We start from the raw sequence: 14359 nt of genomic DNA, 5'->3' as shown, positions 1-14359 counted from the left end.
TGGGATCGGTCAAACGGGATGAAACGGCTCATCCCAGCATACTATGCCCTCGCCACTTCAAAGGGTACCCCAACCCGACAGGCTGCTAAACGGCGATATGGGTCTTCTTTTGTTTGAAGTCCCACATAAGCTGTCAAAAAATCGGGGAGGTCGACAGAACATCTGGTCTCCTGAGGCGAAGAAAAGCTTTGCGAAAAAGACAGCAGATCGTTGGAATGACCCGGACTGGGCGGATGCTGAACGCAAAAGACGAAAAGAAAATGGCCCCAATCTTTCGCGCCTCTACCATGAGCGCCAAGTATCTTACTGGATGAAAGCATCTGATCGTTGCAGTGATGCCAATGATGAGAACGGAGCGTCTTGGTGCAAAGAGAAGGCAGAGAGACACCTTCAAGTATTGGAAAACAAATTCAGCATCCCCCGCGAAGAACTCCGCCCGGACCTGTTCCGAGGCGTGACGGTCGTGCGGCCTGAAGGGGAGGGGGTGCAGTGACCGGAAACCCTTACCTCGACGCCTACCGAATAGCGGTCGATATAACGCCCATTCAGGAAAATGGACCTAAGCAGCTTGAGGCCACCTTCAAGATGGCCTCGGCCCTCAGCGGGGCATTAACCGACGGAGACTTTTCCGTCTGTATCGATTGCCTTGGCGACATCTTTCAGAAGGGTCAGGACGTATTCCCGATCTCCGACGAGAGACTTGCCGGGGGCAGCATAGAGACGCTTCCCCTCCATGACGGCGATCACGCACGATGCATGCCAGATAAGTCCCTCACGGGTCATGGTTTCGTTACTCATAAAGCTTCATCCTCTGCACAGGGTGGAGAAAAGCCGGAGAGGGGTGCGACTCTCTCCGGCAGCGAAACTGTAGCCTCCCGCTGTTCGTGTGACCTATGCCGTCGCGTGCATGCCTCTCGTGAGGAGATGTGCCCATGAGCTTCACAACCTTCGCCCTCTCGCGCGCCCTGTGCCGCCTCGGGTTGGCCCAATCGGAAAATACAGCCCGTGCCCTAATCCGCTGCGGACGGGTACGGATTGATGGTGATCTGCCGCAGGGTTCCGCATTCGTCGGATACGGCGTGACGGTTAGCGTGCGCGGGATCGGTGAGCGCGTGGTCAGTCGGCAGTCTATGGGGGTGCGGTGATGGCCGGTCATTTCTCACAGACAATCATCCTCGGGAATGTGGGCAAAGACCCGGAAATCCGGACTACGCAGGGCGGCCAGAAGGTTGCCAGCTTCACGCTTGCCACGTCCGAAACGTGGAAGGACAAGCAGTCCGGCGAGCAGCGCGAAAAGACCGAATGGCACCGCGTCGTATGCTGGAATGAGGGCGTGACCAGCGTGATCGAGCGGTTTGTCCGAAAGGGATCGAAGGTTCAGGTTGTAGGCCAGAACCAAACCCGCAAGTGGACCGACCAGAGCGGGCAGGATCGCTACACGACCGAAGTCGTGATCAAGCGGTTCGGTGGCGACCTGGTGCTGTGTGGCGAACGCGGCGGTGATGGTGGTTCATCACCTCAGCAGTCCCAACCGCGCCAGCGGAACAGCCAGCAGCGTTCTGGCGGCTGGGATGCGCCGTCCGGTGACAATCTGGATGATGAAATCCCGTTCTGATGCTTCACCGCCCCGCCAACTCCGTAGCCACGAGCGCCGCGAGGAATTGCCGTTCCTCGATGGTGGCGCTCGGGTGCAGCGTGGCCCAGCACCTGGCCAGCATACGGAGTGACTGCGCGATCGTGGGTTCAGTCAGTGGAATTGACCGTACCTTCGTGTCGTATGCGTGGGGCTCCTCCAACAAGTGTTTCTCCAGTTCCGTTCATCGCTGTTCGGAAGATGGAGAAGTAATTGTCCGCACAGAGAGAAAAGTTTTCCGTGAGAGCAGAAAGGGTGGAAATGAACACGCCTGAAGCAATCGCGAGCAACGTTCAGGCGAGCCTTCACGCGATCGCCGGAACATTCGGCGCCCGCGTTGGCCTGAAAGAAGTTTTCAGCCGCCTGTCCCTGCATACCGGTCTGACAGCCGGGCAGGTCAAGCGGCTCTGGTACGGGGAATGGCACGTCATACCGGCGCATGTGTTCCTGGCTGTCCAGAAATCATACCGCAAACACATGGAGCGCGCAGAACGGCAGGCAGAACATCAGGCCGCCATCTACCGCGCCCTCAGTCAAGAATGGGAAAACGAATGGGGAGATACATCCTCCTGCGGCGCGCAGCCATTACCCGATGGCGCGCCAGTCGCGCACTCCGCCGCGCAATCTCCCTGCGGCGCTGGGCTGAATACCTGAGCGAGCGGGCTGACTGGCTTGAGCGGCGGGCAGATGAATTGAAGCGGGAGGCCGGAGAATGACCCAGAACATTACCGGCCGACCTATCGCATCAATGCGATCAATACTTGCCGATGCTGTCGAAATGGCCGGCGGACAGAATGCGTGGGCACGGCGGACCGGCATCCCCCAGTCGGTTGTATCCGAAACGCTGAACGAACGCCGCGAGGTGTCGGAAAGCATCGTCAATGCGCTGGGTTACGTAACTCGGACCGTTTGCATTCCCATGAAGGGACAGAACCATGCCTGACTTCCCCAACGATCACAACGAAGCCAACACCGGCGGCATCGCGGCGGATTGCCTGCGCTCCATCATCGAGCGCACCGAGCGCCTGGAGGAAGAACGCAAGGCCCTGTCCGGAGACATCAAGGACATCATGACCGAGGCCAAGAGCGCGGGTTTCGATGTCAAGGTGATCCGCCAGATCATCCGTCTGCGCAAGCAGGAGCCGGCCGAGGTCGAGGAGCAGGAAAACCTGCTCGACATCTACCGCCGCGCTTTGGGGATGTGACGATGAGAAATCTTTACGAAGTCAACCAATATCGCATCACTTCACCTGAAATCGTGGCTCGATTTGGTTCATCGGGCGACAGCACGTGCGGTTTTTTCATGGTTCCGTCTCCAACAGACCAGCAGAAAATGAAAGTCATCGCATCGGTCGGTGATGGCTGGGACCATGTGAGTGTTTCTCGATCCTCCCGGTGTCCGAACTGGCCCGAAATGGAATTGGTGAAGAGGCTGTTCTTTGCCGACAATGAGACATGCATGCAGCTTCATGTGCCAGTGTCAGATCATATTTCTGTTCACCCCTATTGCCTGCATATCTGGCGCCCCCATGCCGAGGTTATTCCTATGCCGCCGTCATGGATGGTGGCGTGATATGGCCCAGCACGAAGAAGACGCTCTTCATACGTTCGTCTGGCGCACGCTGACCATGCTGCTGCCTGACGATGCGGTGCCATGGAGTTCTGAGAACCGGCGCAACGGTGCGCGTGAAGGTGCACGCCGGAAGGCTCGTGGTTGCATCCCTGGCATCCCTGACATGGCCGTTCATTATCGCGGCCGCGTTCTCTACATCGAATTGAAAGCCTCAAAGGGCACCGTCTCGCGCGAACAGCGGGCGCTCCATGCGCGCCTGCGTGCCGCCGGGTTCAAAGTCGGCGTCTGCCAGTCACTGGATCAGGTGCTGGAGTTCCTGCGTGAGAATGGCGTGCCTGTGGCGGGAAAGGTTATGGCATAATGGCCCGCATCAGAAGCATTCACCCCGGCATCTACACGGATGAGGGGTTTGCCACGCTCTCGATGGCCGCGCGCGTCCTGCTGATCGGCATCTGGAACCATGCAGATGATGGCGGCGGCTTCGAATGGAAGCCACTGACCCTCAAGATGCGGATATTCCCGGCCGACGCAGTGGACGTGTCTGCCCTGCTGGATGAGTTGGCTGGAGCGGATGCCATCACACGCTACGAACATGATGGCCGCAGCTATGGCGCGGTCCGGAACTTCGGAAAATGGCAGAAACCCAAGAAGCCATCCCGGTTCTGCCCCATGCCGGAACAGGTGCGGAAGTATGCCCACACCACGCACATCAAAACCGATGATGAAGCAAAGGTCAGTTCCGAACAGGACAAGGTAGAAACGGAAGATAAAGTCCCTTCAGTTCCTCCCAAAGACGCAACCGGTTCCGAACCGGTTCCGAACCAGTCCGGAAAATCGATTTCAGAAGGGAGGAAGGGAGGAAGGGAGGAAGGTAATATATCACCCTCACTTCGTTCGGGCTCTTCCTCATCGCCAAGCGCTGAGGCGAAAGGGCCGCGCTCTGCCGAGTTCGATGAGTTCTGGGAAGCCTATCCCCGCAAGGTGGACAAGGGCGCGGCCATGAAGGCGCACACCAAGGCCCGGACCAAAACCCCCCAGGCGGAAATCATGCTCGGGCTGGCACGGCACGTCGCGGTATGGCCGGAACGAAAATCCGACTTTGGCTTCGATCTGGTCCCGTATCCAGCCTCATGGCTCAACGCGATGGGCTGGGCCGGTGATCCCGAAGCATCGGCCGCTGCCCGCAAACATGCCAATCCGCATCGCATCCCCCAGCGCAACCAGGGCCGTCCCGCCATCTGGGACGCCATCCCCGATTGCCCCGGAGTTTGACCATGAACCACGTCACCAAAGCCCGGCCGAGCATTGTCACGGAATACCGCCCGGCTGCTCCCGCCATCGCTGCGCTGATCGACGCACGGCGCGAGGGTATGGCGATCCTGCCCTGTAACGTCTCACCGGCACTGGCCAGCCAGGCACGCTTGCAGCTCGAGCAGGCGCGGGCCGCCATGTGCCCGGCATCGCCCCAGATCGTCATGGCGTGGCTGAAGAAGCTGGCCGGGATGGTTGCCAATCCCCCGAGCGATGAGGGTGACATCCGGGCATCGGTCGAGGCGATCATGGAGGTTTGCGGCGAACTGCCCGCTGGCGTCTGGTCGGTCGCGTCGCGTCAGGCGTGGTGTCGGCAGCCCGCGGTTAATGGCCGTCTGCCCGGCACGTTCTGGCCGCGTCCGGCGGAGCTTTACGCGCTGCTGCGTCCTATCGCGGACCGGATTGCCCGTGAGGTCGAGGGCTGTAAGGAAATCCTGGCCGTTGCCGACCGGAAGCCCGCAGCGCAGCGCGCGGGACCAACGGAAGCCGAGCGCGCGGCAGTCGCTGCCCAGATGGAAGCCCTACGCCGTGAACGGAAAGCGCAGCGCGAAGCCGAAGAGGCCCGTGTGCGCCAGTTCGGCGATTACATGCCGGGCAACGACACGACCTTGCGCGGATGGGATCTGATCCGGGCACTGGAGGCTGACCTGCCGAAGATGACCGGCGACATGCGGGCGTTCACCCTGGAGCGGATTTCCATGCTGAAGGTGGCGGCCGAAGCGGCTGATACGCTGCTGGAGCATACGAAAAATGGCTGAAAACCAAGCAGAAAAAGGTACCAATCCCCGGCGGGGTGCGGTACTATCGCGCATGGATGCTTCCGACGAAATCTGGCCCGACCGTTGCAGCGCCGGCTACCGGGCCCAGCTTGCTTCGCCTCGGAACTGGGCCGTCGCTGCTGCGGCGTGCCAGATGCGGGCCGGTTACGATATCGGGGAAGGTGGGCGCGCTATCGTGGATAACATGCCCGTTTCCGCGTCAGGGATTGGCGCTGAGTGCGGTGTAAGTGTTTCCGAGGGAGATGACCGTGGACGATGGAAAGGGCTCTGTGCGGACGAATATGCGGGGTTTGAGGCAATGATTGTTGAAGGTCAGAAGATTGACCCTGAAATCGTTGAATGGTTCGCAGACTACATCTTGCGCCAAAAGGAGCCGTTTACGGCGCACGAAATGGAAGTGAAGGCCATCAAGGAAGACGTGTCCCGCGCGGTTGCGCACCGCTTCATTGACCGCTTGTTTCAGAAGCTCCGCAAGGCCGGGAAAATCCGCTTTGTTGGCGGTTACTGGTCAGTGGTGGAGGGCGCATGATCCCCCGCCAACAACGCCGCTTCCAGCAGGAAATGCAGGCGCGGGGATGGTCCGTTTCCGTCTCGCGCGGCGGACACCTGAAATGGACCCACAGTAACGGTGCAATCTATTTCTCGGCAGGAACGCCGGGCGACCGCAGGGCCGATAAAAACGCTCGGGCGGCCATGAGGAGGCTGGAGAGATAATGGCGACCATCGAAGCAGAGCGCGTAGCCCGCATCCTGAAATCCGACAGGCGCTATAACCGCCTGTGCCGTGAGATCGCGGCAGGCACGGCGCCAGACCCCGGCGCAGATGGACCGGCCTCCCTGTCGCGGCGGATTGTGCAGGATGCGATTGCGATTGCAGGGGGAGGCGGCAGGACGCAATCAGTCCGCCGGGTGGCAGACGAATGCGCGCTGGACCGGTTTTACCACCGCCCCAATGGCACACTGACACCCACGCAATATGCCGCCGGCTTGCGGTTCCGTCGTGCTTGGCTGCGCTCCGCCCGTCGGGCACGCACGACACAGACCTACGATACGCAGGAAATCGAGCGCGGCGGCGACCTGAGCGGGCAGGAAAACACCTGCTATGCGCGTGAACTGGTTTCCGAGGCGCTGGAAGTCCTGTCAGCAGCTCAACGTCGCGCCATCGTGGCGGTCTGTGGAGAGGATGAGCGTGTGGGCATGCGTGGGAAAACCCTGTGCTATGGCCTCGAAAAACTGGCTGATCTGTGGCTCCGAAAATAACACTTGTACTTTTTCCAGTAACGTGCATTATTCGAGCCATCATGGAATAAATGCGCCGCAACGGCACACACGAAACCGGCCAGCAGAGGGCGGTTTTTCGTATGCGGGCTTCCCTGTTCCATGCCCGGCTTGGGCGGCTGACATTTCAGCGTTTCTGGCACGGAACCGATAAATCCCGACCTCCCTAACCGACTGGTGCCCAAAGGCCTCGCTGGGCGGCATGGGAAAATCCTGTCAGCCCGTAAGTAGACCGGGATAAGGCGGGAAGTGCACGCATCATCATTGCCTGGAGGATCGTATGGCTGGGCGCAAGGGTCCGGCTAAGCCTCGGGCCGTTACAAATGGAACAGACCCTACGCGCGATGCGCGGAACATCTTCATAGAGCACCTGCGCAAGACGGGGAATATTTCCGCATCTGCCCGGCATGCGGGCGTAAGCCGCACCACAGTGCACCGCTGGCGCGCGGCTGAACCAGAGTTCGCCGAACGCTGGGATGATGCCGAGGAAGAAGGCATCGATGCGCTCGAACAGGAGGCCCGCCGCCGCGCCATTGAGGGCGATGAGGAATACGTGGTCTCGATGGGTCAGTTGGTCCGCGATCCCAAGACCGGGGAATACCTGACCACCCGCAAACGCTCTGACGGCCTGATGACGCTTCTACTCAAGGCACATCGGCCCGAGAAATTCCGTGAACGCTATGACGTGCAACAGAGCGGCAATATCACCATGAACATCACGAAAGACGACGACGCGCTGTAATGGTCGCCAAGCTGAACCCGGCCCAGCAGGAGGCAAACCGGCTGCTGGGCAGTCCGGCCACGCACATCCTCCTGCGTGGTGGTTCGCGTTCGGGGAAAACCTTCCTTTTGATCCGCGCACTGGTCATTCGCGCGGCCAAGGCGCCAGGCACACGGCACGGCATCTTCCGGCATCGGTTCAATGCCCTGAAACACTCCATTATCGGGGACACGTTCCCCAAGGTGATGCGCCTGTGTTTTCCGGATGTGCCCTACAACCTGAACCGCACTGACTGGTATGTGGCCCTGCCGAACGGGTCCGAAATCCTGTTCCACGGCCTCGACAGTTCCGACCGCACCGAGAAGATCCTCGGCCTTGAGTTCGCCACGGTTTATCTGAACGAAGCCAGCCAGATCAGTTACGGCGCACGCAACATGCTGCTGACGCGCCTGGCGCAAAAATCCAGCCTGCGCGTGAAGGAATACATCGACGCCAACCCTCCCACGACTTCGCACTGGCTCTACAGCCTGTTCGAGCGGCACGTTGAACCGAAATCTGGCGAGCCGCTGCCCGATCCGGCCGACTATGCAACCATGCAGATCAACCCGGACAGCAATCGGGCCAACCTGTCGCCCGAATACCTGAAGCAACTTGAAAGCCTGCCGGAGAAGGAGCGACAACGCTTCCTGTTCGGCAACTATCAGACTGCGATTGAAGGCGCGCTGTGGACGCTGGACCGTATCAGGCGTGAGGCAGCGATAACCGATGCCAACCGCGCTGCCGTGCTGGCGCGCATGCGGCGCATCGTGGTGGCGGTTGATCCATCGGGCTGTTCCGGCCCCGAAGATTATCGCTCGGATGAGATAGGCATATCGGTCTGTGGTGTGGATGCAGACGGCAACGGGCATGTGCTTGCCGACCTGTCCTGCCGGACCGGCCCCGCGGGGTGGGCCAAGATCGCACTGGATGCGCTGGACCTGTGGCGGGGCGACCGGATTGTGGCCGAGAAAAACTTTGGCGGCGCGATGGTCGAAAGCACGATCCGCGCAGCCCGCGCCACGGCACCAGTCACGCTGGTCACGGCTTCACGCGGCAAGTTCGCCCGGGCTGAGCCGGTGGCCGCGCTCTATGAACAGGGCAAGGTCACGCACCACGGCCGGTTCCCCGACATGGAGGACCAGCTCTGCCAGTTCTCGGCCAGCGGGTTCCAGGGCGCACGCTCGCCCGACCGGGCGGATGCACTGGTCTGGGCACTGACTGACCTGATGCTCGGGCCGCCGCCGGCCGCACCGGCGCGCTTCGTACCAACACGTTTCAATCTGGGCCGATAGCGGCCACGGGGCCGCATGGACTGGAAGCAACTCAAGGAAACCTATCCGCAGGATACCGACCTGCCAGCGCGCGCAAACCGCCTGACAGCCCTGATGCGGGTCCGGGACTGCACACAGTATGACGACATCCCGAACCCGTTCAGCAGCGAATACAACGGGGCAGGGGAATACATCCCGCTCGACAAACGCCGCCCGTCGGTTCGCACCAACATGTGCGCGACTGTGGTGGATGAAAGCGCCTCGCTGGTGTTTGGTGAGATGCACTGGCCTGCGCTGACGGCAGTAGACGAGACGGTGCCGGGCATCATGGCGGCGCTGGACCGGGAATGTGCCCTGCCTGCCGTGCTGATCGAGGCGGTCATTTCCGGTTCGGTCGGATCGTCTGCCCTGCTGGTGGAGACCGTGGACCGCAGGCCGTGCGTTTCCCTGCATGGAACCCGGTTTCTGACGCCGCAGTGGGGTGTCGCTGGCGAACTGGTCAGCATGACGGAATGCTACAAGGTCAAAGGTGGCGATCTGGCGGCGCAGGGCTGGCCCATTGGCCCCGATGACGCACAGGCATGGTTTTGGTGGCGGCGCGAGTGGGACAAGACAGCATGCCAGGTCTATGTGCCAACACGGGTGGCGGACGGGCTGCCGAACCGGATTGACGAGAAACGAACCACCCGGCACGGCCTCGGTTTCGTCCCATGGGTCTGGATGGCGAACATGGCCCTGCCCGGCACGGTGGACGGACCCTGCACATTCGAGCGTGCCATCGATACGGTCATCGAATGCGATTATCTGCTGTCGCAGTCTGGTCGCGGGCTGAAATACAGTTCTGATCCCAAGCTGGTCATCAAGGCCGGGAAGGGCGATCCGGCAGGCGCAGACAGCGACGGCGGCACAACCGGCGGCGCGGCATCGGCCCTCATCCTCCCCATGGATGGCGACGCCAAGATGCTGGAAATCAACGGCGACGCCTCGGCGGCCATGCTGGCGCAATACCGGGAACTGCGCGCCATCGTGCTCGAGCAGATCCACGGCAACCGGGCCAGCGCGGACAAGATCAGCGCCGCGCAGTCTGGCCGGGCCATGGAGATGATGTGCCAAAGCCTCGTATGGCTGGCCGATCGCCTGCGCCTGTCTTACGGCGAATACGGGCTGCTGGCGCTGTATCGCATGATCTGCCGGTTCTCGCATGTGCTGACTGGCGGGATCAGGATCGGCGGGAACGACTATGTGGGTCTGGACGACACCGGCCTCGCGCTCCAGTGGCCGCCCTACTTCCCCAGCACGGACCCCGAACTGCTGCAGCTTGCGCAGGGCCTCGCAACGGCTGTGGCCAGCGGCTTCATGAGCAACGAGACCGCCTGCAGCATCTATGCCGCCAAGGTGGGCACTGCGAGCCCGCAGGAGGAATGGAACCGCGTTCTGGACGAGTTGTCCGATCCGGTCCTGATCGCCAAGCGGCAGGCCGCAGCCAATGCCGCCAAGGCCGACCGGCAGGCAGCCGGAGCAGGGCGCACAGAGACACGTCAGGTCACGGCCTGACGTTTCCCGGCTGATGCCGGATCATTCACAACACAGAGGGTCAGATGACCACAGAACCGACGAACACGCCCATCGATCCCAACACGGTGCGCGAACTGGAAAAGGCGCGCGCTGATCTCGTGACGCTGCGCGGCGAACTGAAATCCGCGCGGTCTGAGCGCGACACCATTCGCGGCGAACGTGACGAGGCGATCAAGTCGCGCGATGGCCTCAAGGCCCAGTTTGACAAGCAGAAGGCTGATGGCGAGAAGGCGTTGGCCGACGCGAACGCCGCCATCGAGCAGGCCAAGGCCGATGCTGAAGCCGCAACCAAAGGGGCGACGGAAAAGGCAAATGCCGCCGTCATCCGGGCCGAAGCCAAGGCTGCCGCCGTTCGTCTGGGCGCGGTCAATCCCGAGGATGTGGTGAAGCTGATCGACCTCGGCACCGTCAAGATGGGTGAGAACGGTCAGGTCGAAGGCCTCGACGCGGTGATGGAAGCCGCGCGCGAGAGCCGCGCCTACCTGTTTACCGAACCGGCCAAGCCGGGCACCGAGACCGGCACGACCAAGACGACGCCCGCGCCCAAGGCGGGTGATCCGGCGCCGTTCGATGCGACCAAGGCGGACACCAAGGATGTGGCGTCAGCCGCCGCGGCCGCCGGCCTGCGCTGGCCGACCCTCTGAAAAATTACCAACTGCCCGCTGATGCGGGCCTCGCTGACCGGCTGATGCCGGGGCGTATTTCCGGCATCACAAGGACATAAAACCCATGGCAATCGCCAATTTTCCCGCCTCGCTCCAGCCCGTCATCCAGCAGGGCTTTCTCTCGCGTGCATTCCAGGATGCACTGCAGTCGAAGCTGGGGTTCCGCTCCATTGCGGATCGCATGGAGTTCCCGGCCCGCATCGGTCAGACCATCACCGATACCCGTGCTGGCCTGCTGGTGCCCGCCACCACGCCGCTGAACCCGAACGCCAACACCAATTTTGACAACGGCATGTCGCCCACGGAATGGTCGGTCGAACAGTACACGCTGTCGATCAACCAGTACGGCAACACCATGGACCTTAACCAGGTGACCGAAGGGGTGGGGGTCGCCAACCAGTTCCTTGCCAATGCCTCGCGCCTCGGCATCAATGCCCGCCAGACCCTCGACCGTCTGGCCCGCAATGCCCTGTATGGCGGCGCGCAGAATGGCGTGGGGGGCTATCTGGGCGGAAATACCCGCGTAACCGCCACGCTGGGCGCTGCTGGCACCACGATCTCGGTTGACGATATCCGTGGGTTCCAGAACGTGCTGTCCTCGGAAGGGCAGGTTGTTTCCGTCGGCGCCACGGATGGCATGACGGTCACCGTTGGCGCGGGCTCTTATACGCTCGTGGGCGTGGCTGCCGATGCAGTCAATGCCACCACCGCGCCGGATGGCATCTCGGGCACGCTCACCTTCTCCGGGAATGTGTCGGTGGCCGACGGCACCGCAGGGATGGCCGTTGTGGCCGCAACCGCCCCGCTGGTCCTGCGCCCCAGTGGCCGCGCCACGACTGCAGCCCTCGCCGCTGGCGACCTGCTGACCATCCAGAACGTGCTCGGTGCCGTGGCGGCCCTGCGCGACAACAACGTGCCCACGATGCCCGGGGGCGTCTATCATTGCTACCTGGACAACAACCAGTTGCTCGGGCTGTTCCGCGATGATGACTTCAAGCTGCTGTATCGCGGCCAGTATGGCTCGGACACCTACCAGACCGGCCAGGTGTTCGACCTGCTGGGCGTTCGCTTCATCCCGACCACGGAAGCGCCGCAGCAGAAGGCCCTCACGGGCGGCCCCGGCAACATCCACCGTGCCATCATCTGCGGGCAGGGCGCGCTGATCGAGGGCGATTACGCCAATATGGGCGAGCACTACGCGGGCCTTCTGGACGGCGGTGAACTGACCCATGTCGATGATGTGGTGATGGTTACCCGTCCCGCTCTGGACCGCCTGGCCCAGATCATCGCGCAGTCGTGGGCATGGATCGGTGGCTTTGCCCTGCCGACCGACCTGACCGCCAATACCTCGATCATCCCCACCGCCACCAACAGCTACCTCAAGCGCGGTGTGGTGATCGAAAGCCTCGGTGCCACCAGTCAGGCAGCGGCGGCGTAATGGCGCGGCCTCGCAAGGCCCAGGTGGAGGGGGCTGGCAGCAACGCCGCCCCCGTCCGTCTCGTGCGCGACCACGGGTATATCGAGACCCGTTTCAATCGGGGGTGCTACCGCTGGTCCGCCGGTGAGATCATCACCAACCCCGACGAAATTGCCCACCTGCGCGAGCGCGGGGCGGAACTGGAGCCGGTGGAATGTCCGGAACAACCACAGACCCCGTAGCCGATACGCCACTGACCGATGCCGAGATGGTCCAGTGCCGCCGCTATATGGGCTATCCGGCCATGGGCGGCATCAATAGCGGCCAGCAGTCTTGGCGCTTCTTTGAGGTCTACGGCTTCAACGAATGGCGCATGCGCAACATGGCGCCGGACGAATATGTGCAGATCCGCACATTTTTGACCCAGTGCCAGACGCTCGAGACGGCCATCATGGGTGCTACAGACAATCTGGACACTGATCAGGCCGCCGTGTGGCACCACAACCGCTACGAGGTTCAGGACCGGTTCGGTCTCTACAATCGCTGGCGTCGGCAGTTGTGCGCCTTCTTCGGCATCCCTCCCGGTCCCGGCCTGCGCCCGCAGAACCGCATCACAATCTAGGAGGCAGCATGTTCGCTGTTGACAGCAACCGGCCCCGCCCGACGCGGCTGTGGGCGCTGGTAAAGGATGGCGTGGTGACAGCCATCAAATCCTCCCTTGCGCGCCAGCCGCAGCCCTTTGGCCCGGAAGCCGGGCGCGTGGTCGAGGTGACCGGCACCGATGTGCAGGTCGGGTATCTGGTTGACCAAATGGGAAACGTCACACCGCGCGAGAACCGCACAGGCCCGATCCCGGATGGTCGCCCGGCCTATCTCGAAGGGCCGCCGGTTCCCGCCGTTGCATCGGGCCCCCTTGGTCGCGCCCTGGCATCTGTTGGCGTGATGCCGACCAAAGATCCGGACCATCCGGCGAACTGGTCAAAAAATGCGGCCCCTGAGCAGAAGGAAGCGGTCGATGGCCACGCTGACCATCCGCAGGCGTAACACCCTGCCCAAATCCGCGTTCGGGCTGCCCGGCTCCCGGCGCTTCCCGCTGCCCGATCGCGCCCATGCGATAAACGCCAAGGCCCGCGCGGCCCAGCAGGTGAAGGCGGGCAACCTGTCCAAATCCTCGCAAGCGAAGATCAACGCCAAGGCGAATAGCATCATACGCCGGAGAAAATAGATGGCACGCCCAGCAAAGCGCATGACCATGGCGCAGTATCTCAGGTCCAATACCGACCGCAAAGAGGACGGTCAGAACGCGGCACTGGTCGGCATGACCACGGCGGCGTTCAAGAAGACGCCCCAGGCCAAGGCGATTGACCGGCAGATGGTGTCGCTGATGAACCGCACATCGACCAGGGGGCGGCGTCACTGATGTATCAGGCCCTCGTCCAGCAGAAGGTGGCGCGTGGCTATGCCAAGGCCGCCCTGCGGCTGGGGGCCGCGACCGCGCAATACCGCCCGGCATCACTGACCGCGCCGATGGCCACAGCCTACGCGACCTTTCTGGCTGCGTTCAACAATGACAGGAAATTCGGTTTCGACGGCCCGGCGTTGTGGGACAAACCCGCCGTGTTCGGTCTGTTCGACACCACGGACGTGCAGCCAGGCGACCTGCTGACCTGCGCGGGTGAGAACTATTTTGTGGCCCGGATTGAGCCATTCCGGCCGCCGCTGTGCATGCTGTGCAATCGGGTCGTGTCCATCGCTGGCCAACCAGGGCAGGGCGGCACCAACGGCGATGGCGCAGTCTGCACGGACGTGGGTGCGTCGGATGACTACGGAACAGCAGGCGACACCAGCGACCAGGCCACGCTTGCCTCGGGCTGGCCGGCCTTCATCCAGATCAAGAACAAGGGGAATGCTGTGGGCGATGGCATACCCGGCTCCATCAAGGCAGCAGATTACGAAATGTTCCTGCCATTGATGCCCGATTTTGTTCCTGCCGTTCAGATGGCGGTCACGACTGATCTCGGCACAACCTACACGATCAGCGCCGTGGAGCCGAGCCAGTATGGCAACCGGTGCCTGATGGGCGTGAGGCAGGTTTGAT

The 14359-nt window shown here is 62.2% G+C and carries 24 protein-coding genes; 23 read left to right on the top strand and 1 reads right to left on the bottom strand.

Translation table 11 applies throughout. The annotated features are described in order from the left end of the window. Positions 1-97: 97 nt before the first annotated feature. Positions 98-493, top strand: coding sequence for a hypothetical protein (locus DY926_RS17090; RefSeq protein WP_148707816.1), 396 nt, complete (start codon positions 98-100; stop codon positions 491-493). A gap of 116 nt (positions 494-609) precedes the next feature. Here DY926_RS17090 and DY926_RS15255 read toward each other — a convergent pair whose 3' ends face one another. Further along, on the bottom strand, positions 610-798 hold the full coding sequence (locus DY926_RS15255) for a hypothetical protein (RefSeq protein WP_116704147.1): 189 nt from the start codon (positions 796-798) through the stop codon (positions 610-612). A 134-nt stretch (positions 799-932) separates the two neighbouring features. On the opposite strand from DY926_RS15255, the gene DY926_RS15250 reads away from it, so the two are divergent. The 22 genes from DY926_RS15250 to DY926_RS15145 all read left to right on the top strand — a co-directional run bounded on the left by DY926_RS15250 (position 933) and on the right by DY926_RS15145 (position 14358). Then, positions 933-1145 carry a hypothetical protein gene (locus DY926_RS15250; RefSeq protein ID WP_116704146.1) on the top strand — a complete coding sequence of 71 codons (213 nt, stop codon included), beginning with the start codon at positions 933-935 and terminating at the stop codon, positions 1143-1145. Next, positions 1145-1615 carry a single-stranded DNA-binding protein gene (gene ssb, locus DY926_RS15245; protein WP_116704145.1) on the top strand — a complete coding sequence of 157 codons (471 nt, stop codon included), beginning with the start codon at positions 1145-1147 and terminating at the stop codon, positions 1613-1615. The genes DY926_RS15250 and ssb overlap by 1 nt, the downstream gene beginning before the upstream one ends. A gap of 279 nt (positions 1616-1894) precedes the next feature. Further along, the gene (locus DY926_RS15235; protein ID WP_116704143.1) at positions 1895-2287 is read left to right on the top strand and encodes a hypothetical protein; all 393 of its coding nucleotides are present in this window, start codon (positions 1895-1897) and stop codon (positions 2285-2287) included. 58 nt (positions 2288-2345) lie between these two features. Beyond that, on the top strand, positions 2346-2576 hold the full coding sequence (locus DY926_RS15230) for a hypothetical protein (protein WP_116704142.1): 231 nt from the start codon (positions 2346-2348) through the stop codon (positions 2574-2576). Next, positions 2569-2838: a DUF2312 domain-containing protein gene (locus DY926_RS15225; RefSeq protein WP_116704141.1), complete on the top strand. Its 270-nt coding sequence runs from the start codon at positions 2569-2571 to the stop codon at positions 2836-2838. Before DY926_RS15230 ends, DY926_RS15225 begins: the two co-directional genes overlap by 8 nt. 2 nt (positions 2839-2840) lie before the next feature. Continuing rightward, positions 2841-3206 (top strand): DUF7694 domain-containing protein, encoded by a 366-nt coding sequence (locus DY926_RS17410; protein ID WP_158552045.1) that lies wholly within the window; start codon positions 2841-2843, stop codon positions 3204-3206. Position 3207: 1 nt separating this feature from the next. Further along, positions 3208-3567, top strand: coding sequence for a VRR-NUC domain-containing protein (locus DY926_RS15220; protein ID WP_158552042.1), 360 nt, complete (start codon positions 3208-3210; stop codon positions 3565-3567). After that, complete coding sequence (locus DY926_RS15215) at positions 3567-4478, top strand: hypothetical protein (protein ID WP_116704139.1); 912 nt, start codon at positions 3567-3569, stop codon at positions 4476-4478. The genes DY926_RS15220 and DY926_RS15215 overlap by 1 nt, the downstream gene beginning before the upstream one ends. 2 nt (positions 4479-4480) lie before the next feature. After that, positions 4481-5275 (top strand): hypothetical protein, encoded by a 795-nt coding sequence (locus DY926_RS15210; protein ID WP_116704138.1) that lies wholly within the window; start codon positions 4481-4483, stop codon positions 5273-5275. Continuing rightward, positions 5268-5825, top strand: coding sequence for a hypothetical protein (locus DY926_RS17605; RefSeq protein WP_186336197.1), 558 nt, complete (start codon positions 5268-5270; stop codon positions 5823-5825). Before DY926_RS15210 ends, DY926_RS17605 begins: the two co-directional genes overlap by 8 nt. Positions 5826-6009: 184 nt before the next feature. After that, positions 6010-6555, top strand: coding sequence for a hypothetical protein (locus DY926_RS15200; protein WP_116704137.1), 546 nt, complete (start codon positions 6010-6012; stop codon positions 6553-6555). A 298-nt stretch (positions 6556-6853) separates the two neighbouring features. Continuing rightward, positions 6854-7315 carry a helix-turn-helix domain-containing protein gene (locus tag DY926_RS15195; RefSeq protein WP_148707815.1) on the top strand — a complete coding sequence of 154 codons (462 nt, stop codon included), beginning with the start codon at positions 6854-6856 and terminating at the stop codon, positions 7313-7315. Next, complete coding sequence (locus DY926_RS15190; protein ID WP_186336196.1) at positions 7315-8625, top strand: phage terminase large subunit; 1311 nt, start codon at positions 7315-7317, stop codon at positions 8623-8625. The genes DY926_RS15195 and DY926_RS15190 overlap by 1 nt, the downstream gene beginning before the upstream one ends. 15 nt (positions 8626-8640) lie before the next feature. After that, entirely contained in the window at positions 8641-10158 is a 1518-nt protein-coding gene (locus DY926_RS15185; RefSeq protein ID WP_116704135.1) for a portal protein, read from the top strand. 44 nt (positions 10159-10202) lie between these two features. Further along, entirely contained in the window at positions 10203-10823 is a 621-nt protein-coding gene (locus tag DY926_RS15180; protein WP_116704134.1) for a phage scaffolding protein, read from the top strand. Positions 10824-10908: 85 nt separating this feature from the next. Continuing rightward, entirely contained in the window at positions 10909-12282 is a 1374-nt protein-coding gene (locus DY926_RS15175; protein WP_116704133.1) for a DUF4043 domain-containing protein, read from the top strand. Continuing rightward, positions 12282-12503, top strand: coding sequence for a hypothetical protein (locus DY926_RS15170; RefSeq protein WP_116704132.1), 222 nt, complete (start codon positions 12282-12284; stop codon positions 12501-12503). The genes DY926_RS15175 and DY926_RS15170 overlap by 1 nt, the downstream gene beginning before the upstream one ends. Beyond that, complete coding sequence (locus DY926_RS15165) at positions 12476-12883, top strand: hypothetical protein (protein ID WP_116704131.1); 408 nt, start codon at positions 12476-12478, stop codon at positions 12881-12883. The genes DY926_RS15170 and DY926_RS15165 overlap by 28 nt, the downstream gene beginning before the upstream one ends. 8 nt (positions 12884-12891) lie before the next feature. Then, the gene (locus DY926_RS15160) at positions 12892-13305 is read left to right on the top strand and encodes a hypothetical protein (protein WP_116704130.1); all 414 of its coding nucleotides are present in this window, start codon (positions 12892-12894) and stop codon (positions 13303-13305) included. After that, positions 13277-13486: a hypothetical protein gene (locus DY926_RS15155; RefSeq protein WP_116704129.1), complete on the top strand. Its 210-nt coding sequence runs from the start codon at positions 13277-13279 to the stop codon at positions 13484-13486. The genes DY926_RS15160 and DY926_RS15155 overlap by 29 nt, the downstream gene beginning before the upstream one ends. Beyond that, the gene (locus DY926_RS15150) at positions 13487-13681 is read left to right on the top strand and encodes a hypothetical protein (protein WP_116704128.1); all 195 of its coding nucleotides are present in this window, start codon (positions 13487-13489) and stop codon (positions 13679-13681) included. Further along, complete coding sequence (locus DY926_RS15145; RefSeq protein ID WP_116704127.1) at positions 13681-14358, top strand: hypothetical protein; 678 nt, start codon at positions 13681-13683, stop codon at positions 14356-14358. Before DY926_RS15150 ends, DY926_RS15145 begins: the two co-directional genes overlap by 1 nt. Position 14359: the final 1 nt, after the last annotated feature.

The sequence above is a fragment of the Komagataeibacter melaceti genome (assembly GCF_003403295.1).
Classification (GTDB): Bacteria; Pseudomonadota; Alphaproteobacteria; order Acetobacterales; family Acetobacteraceae; genus Komagataeibacter; species Komagataeibacter melaceti.
The sequence above is the reverse complement of the archived record's forward strand: the minus strand, read 5'-3'. Positions and strand labels throughout refer to the sequence as shown.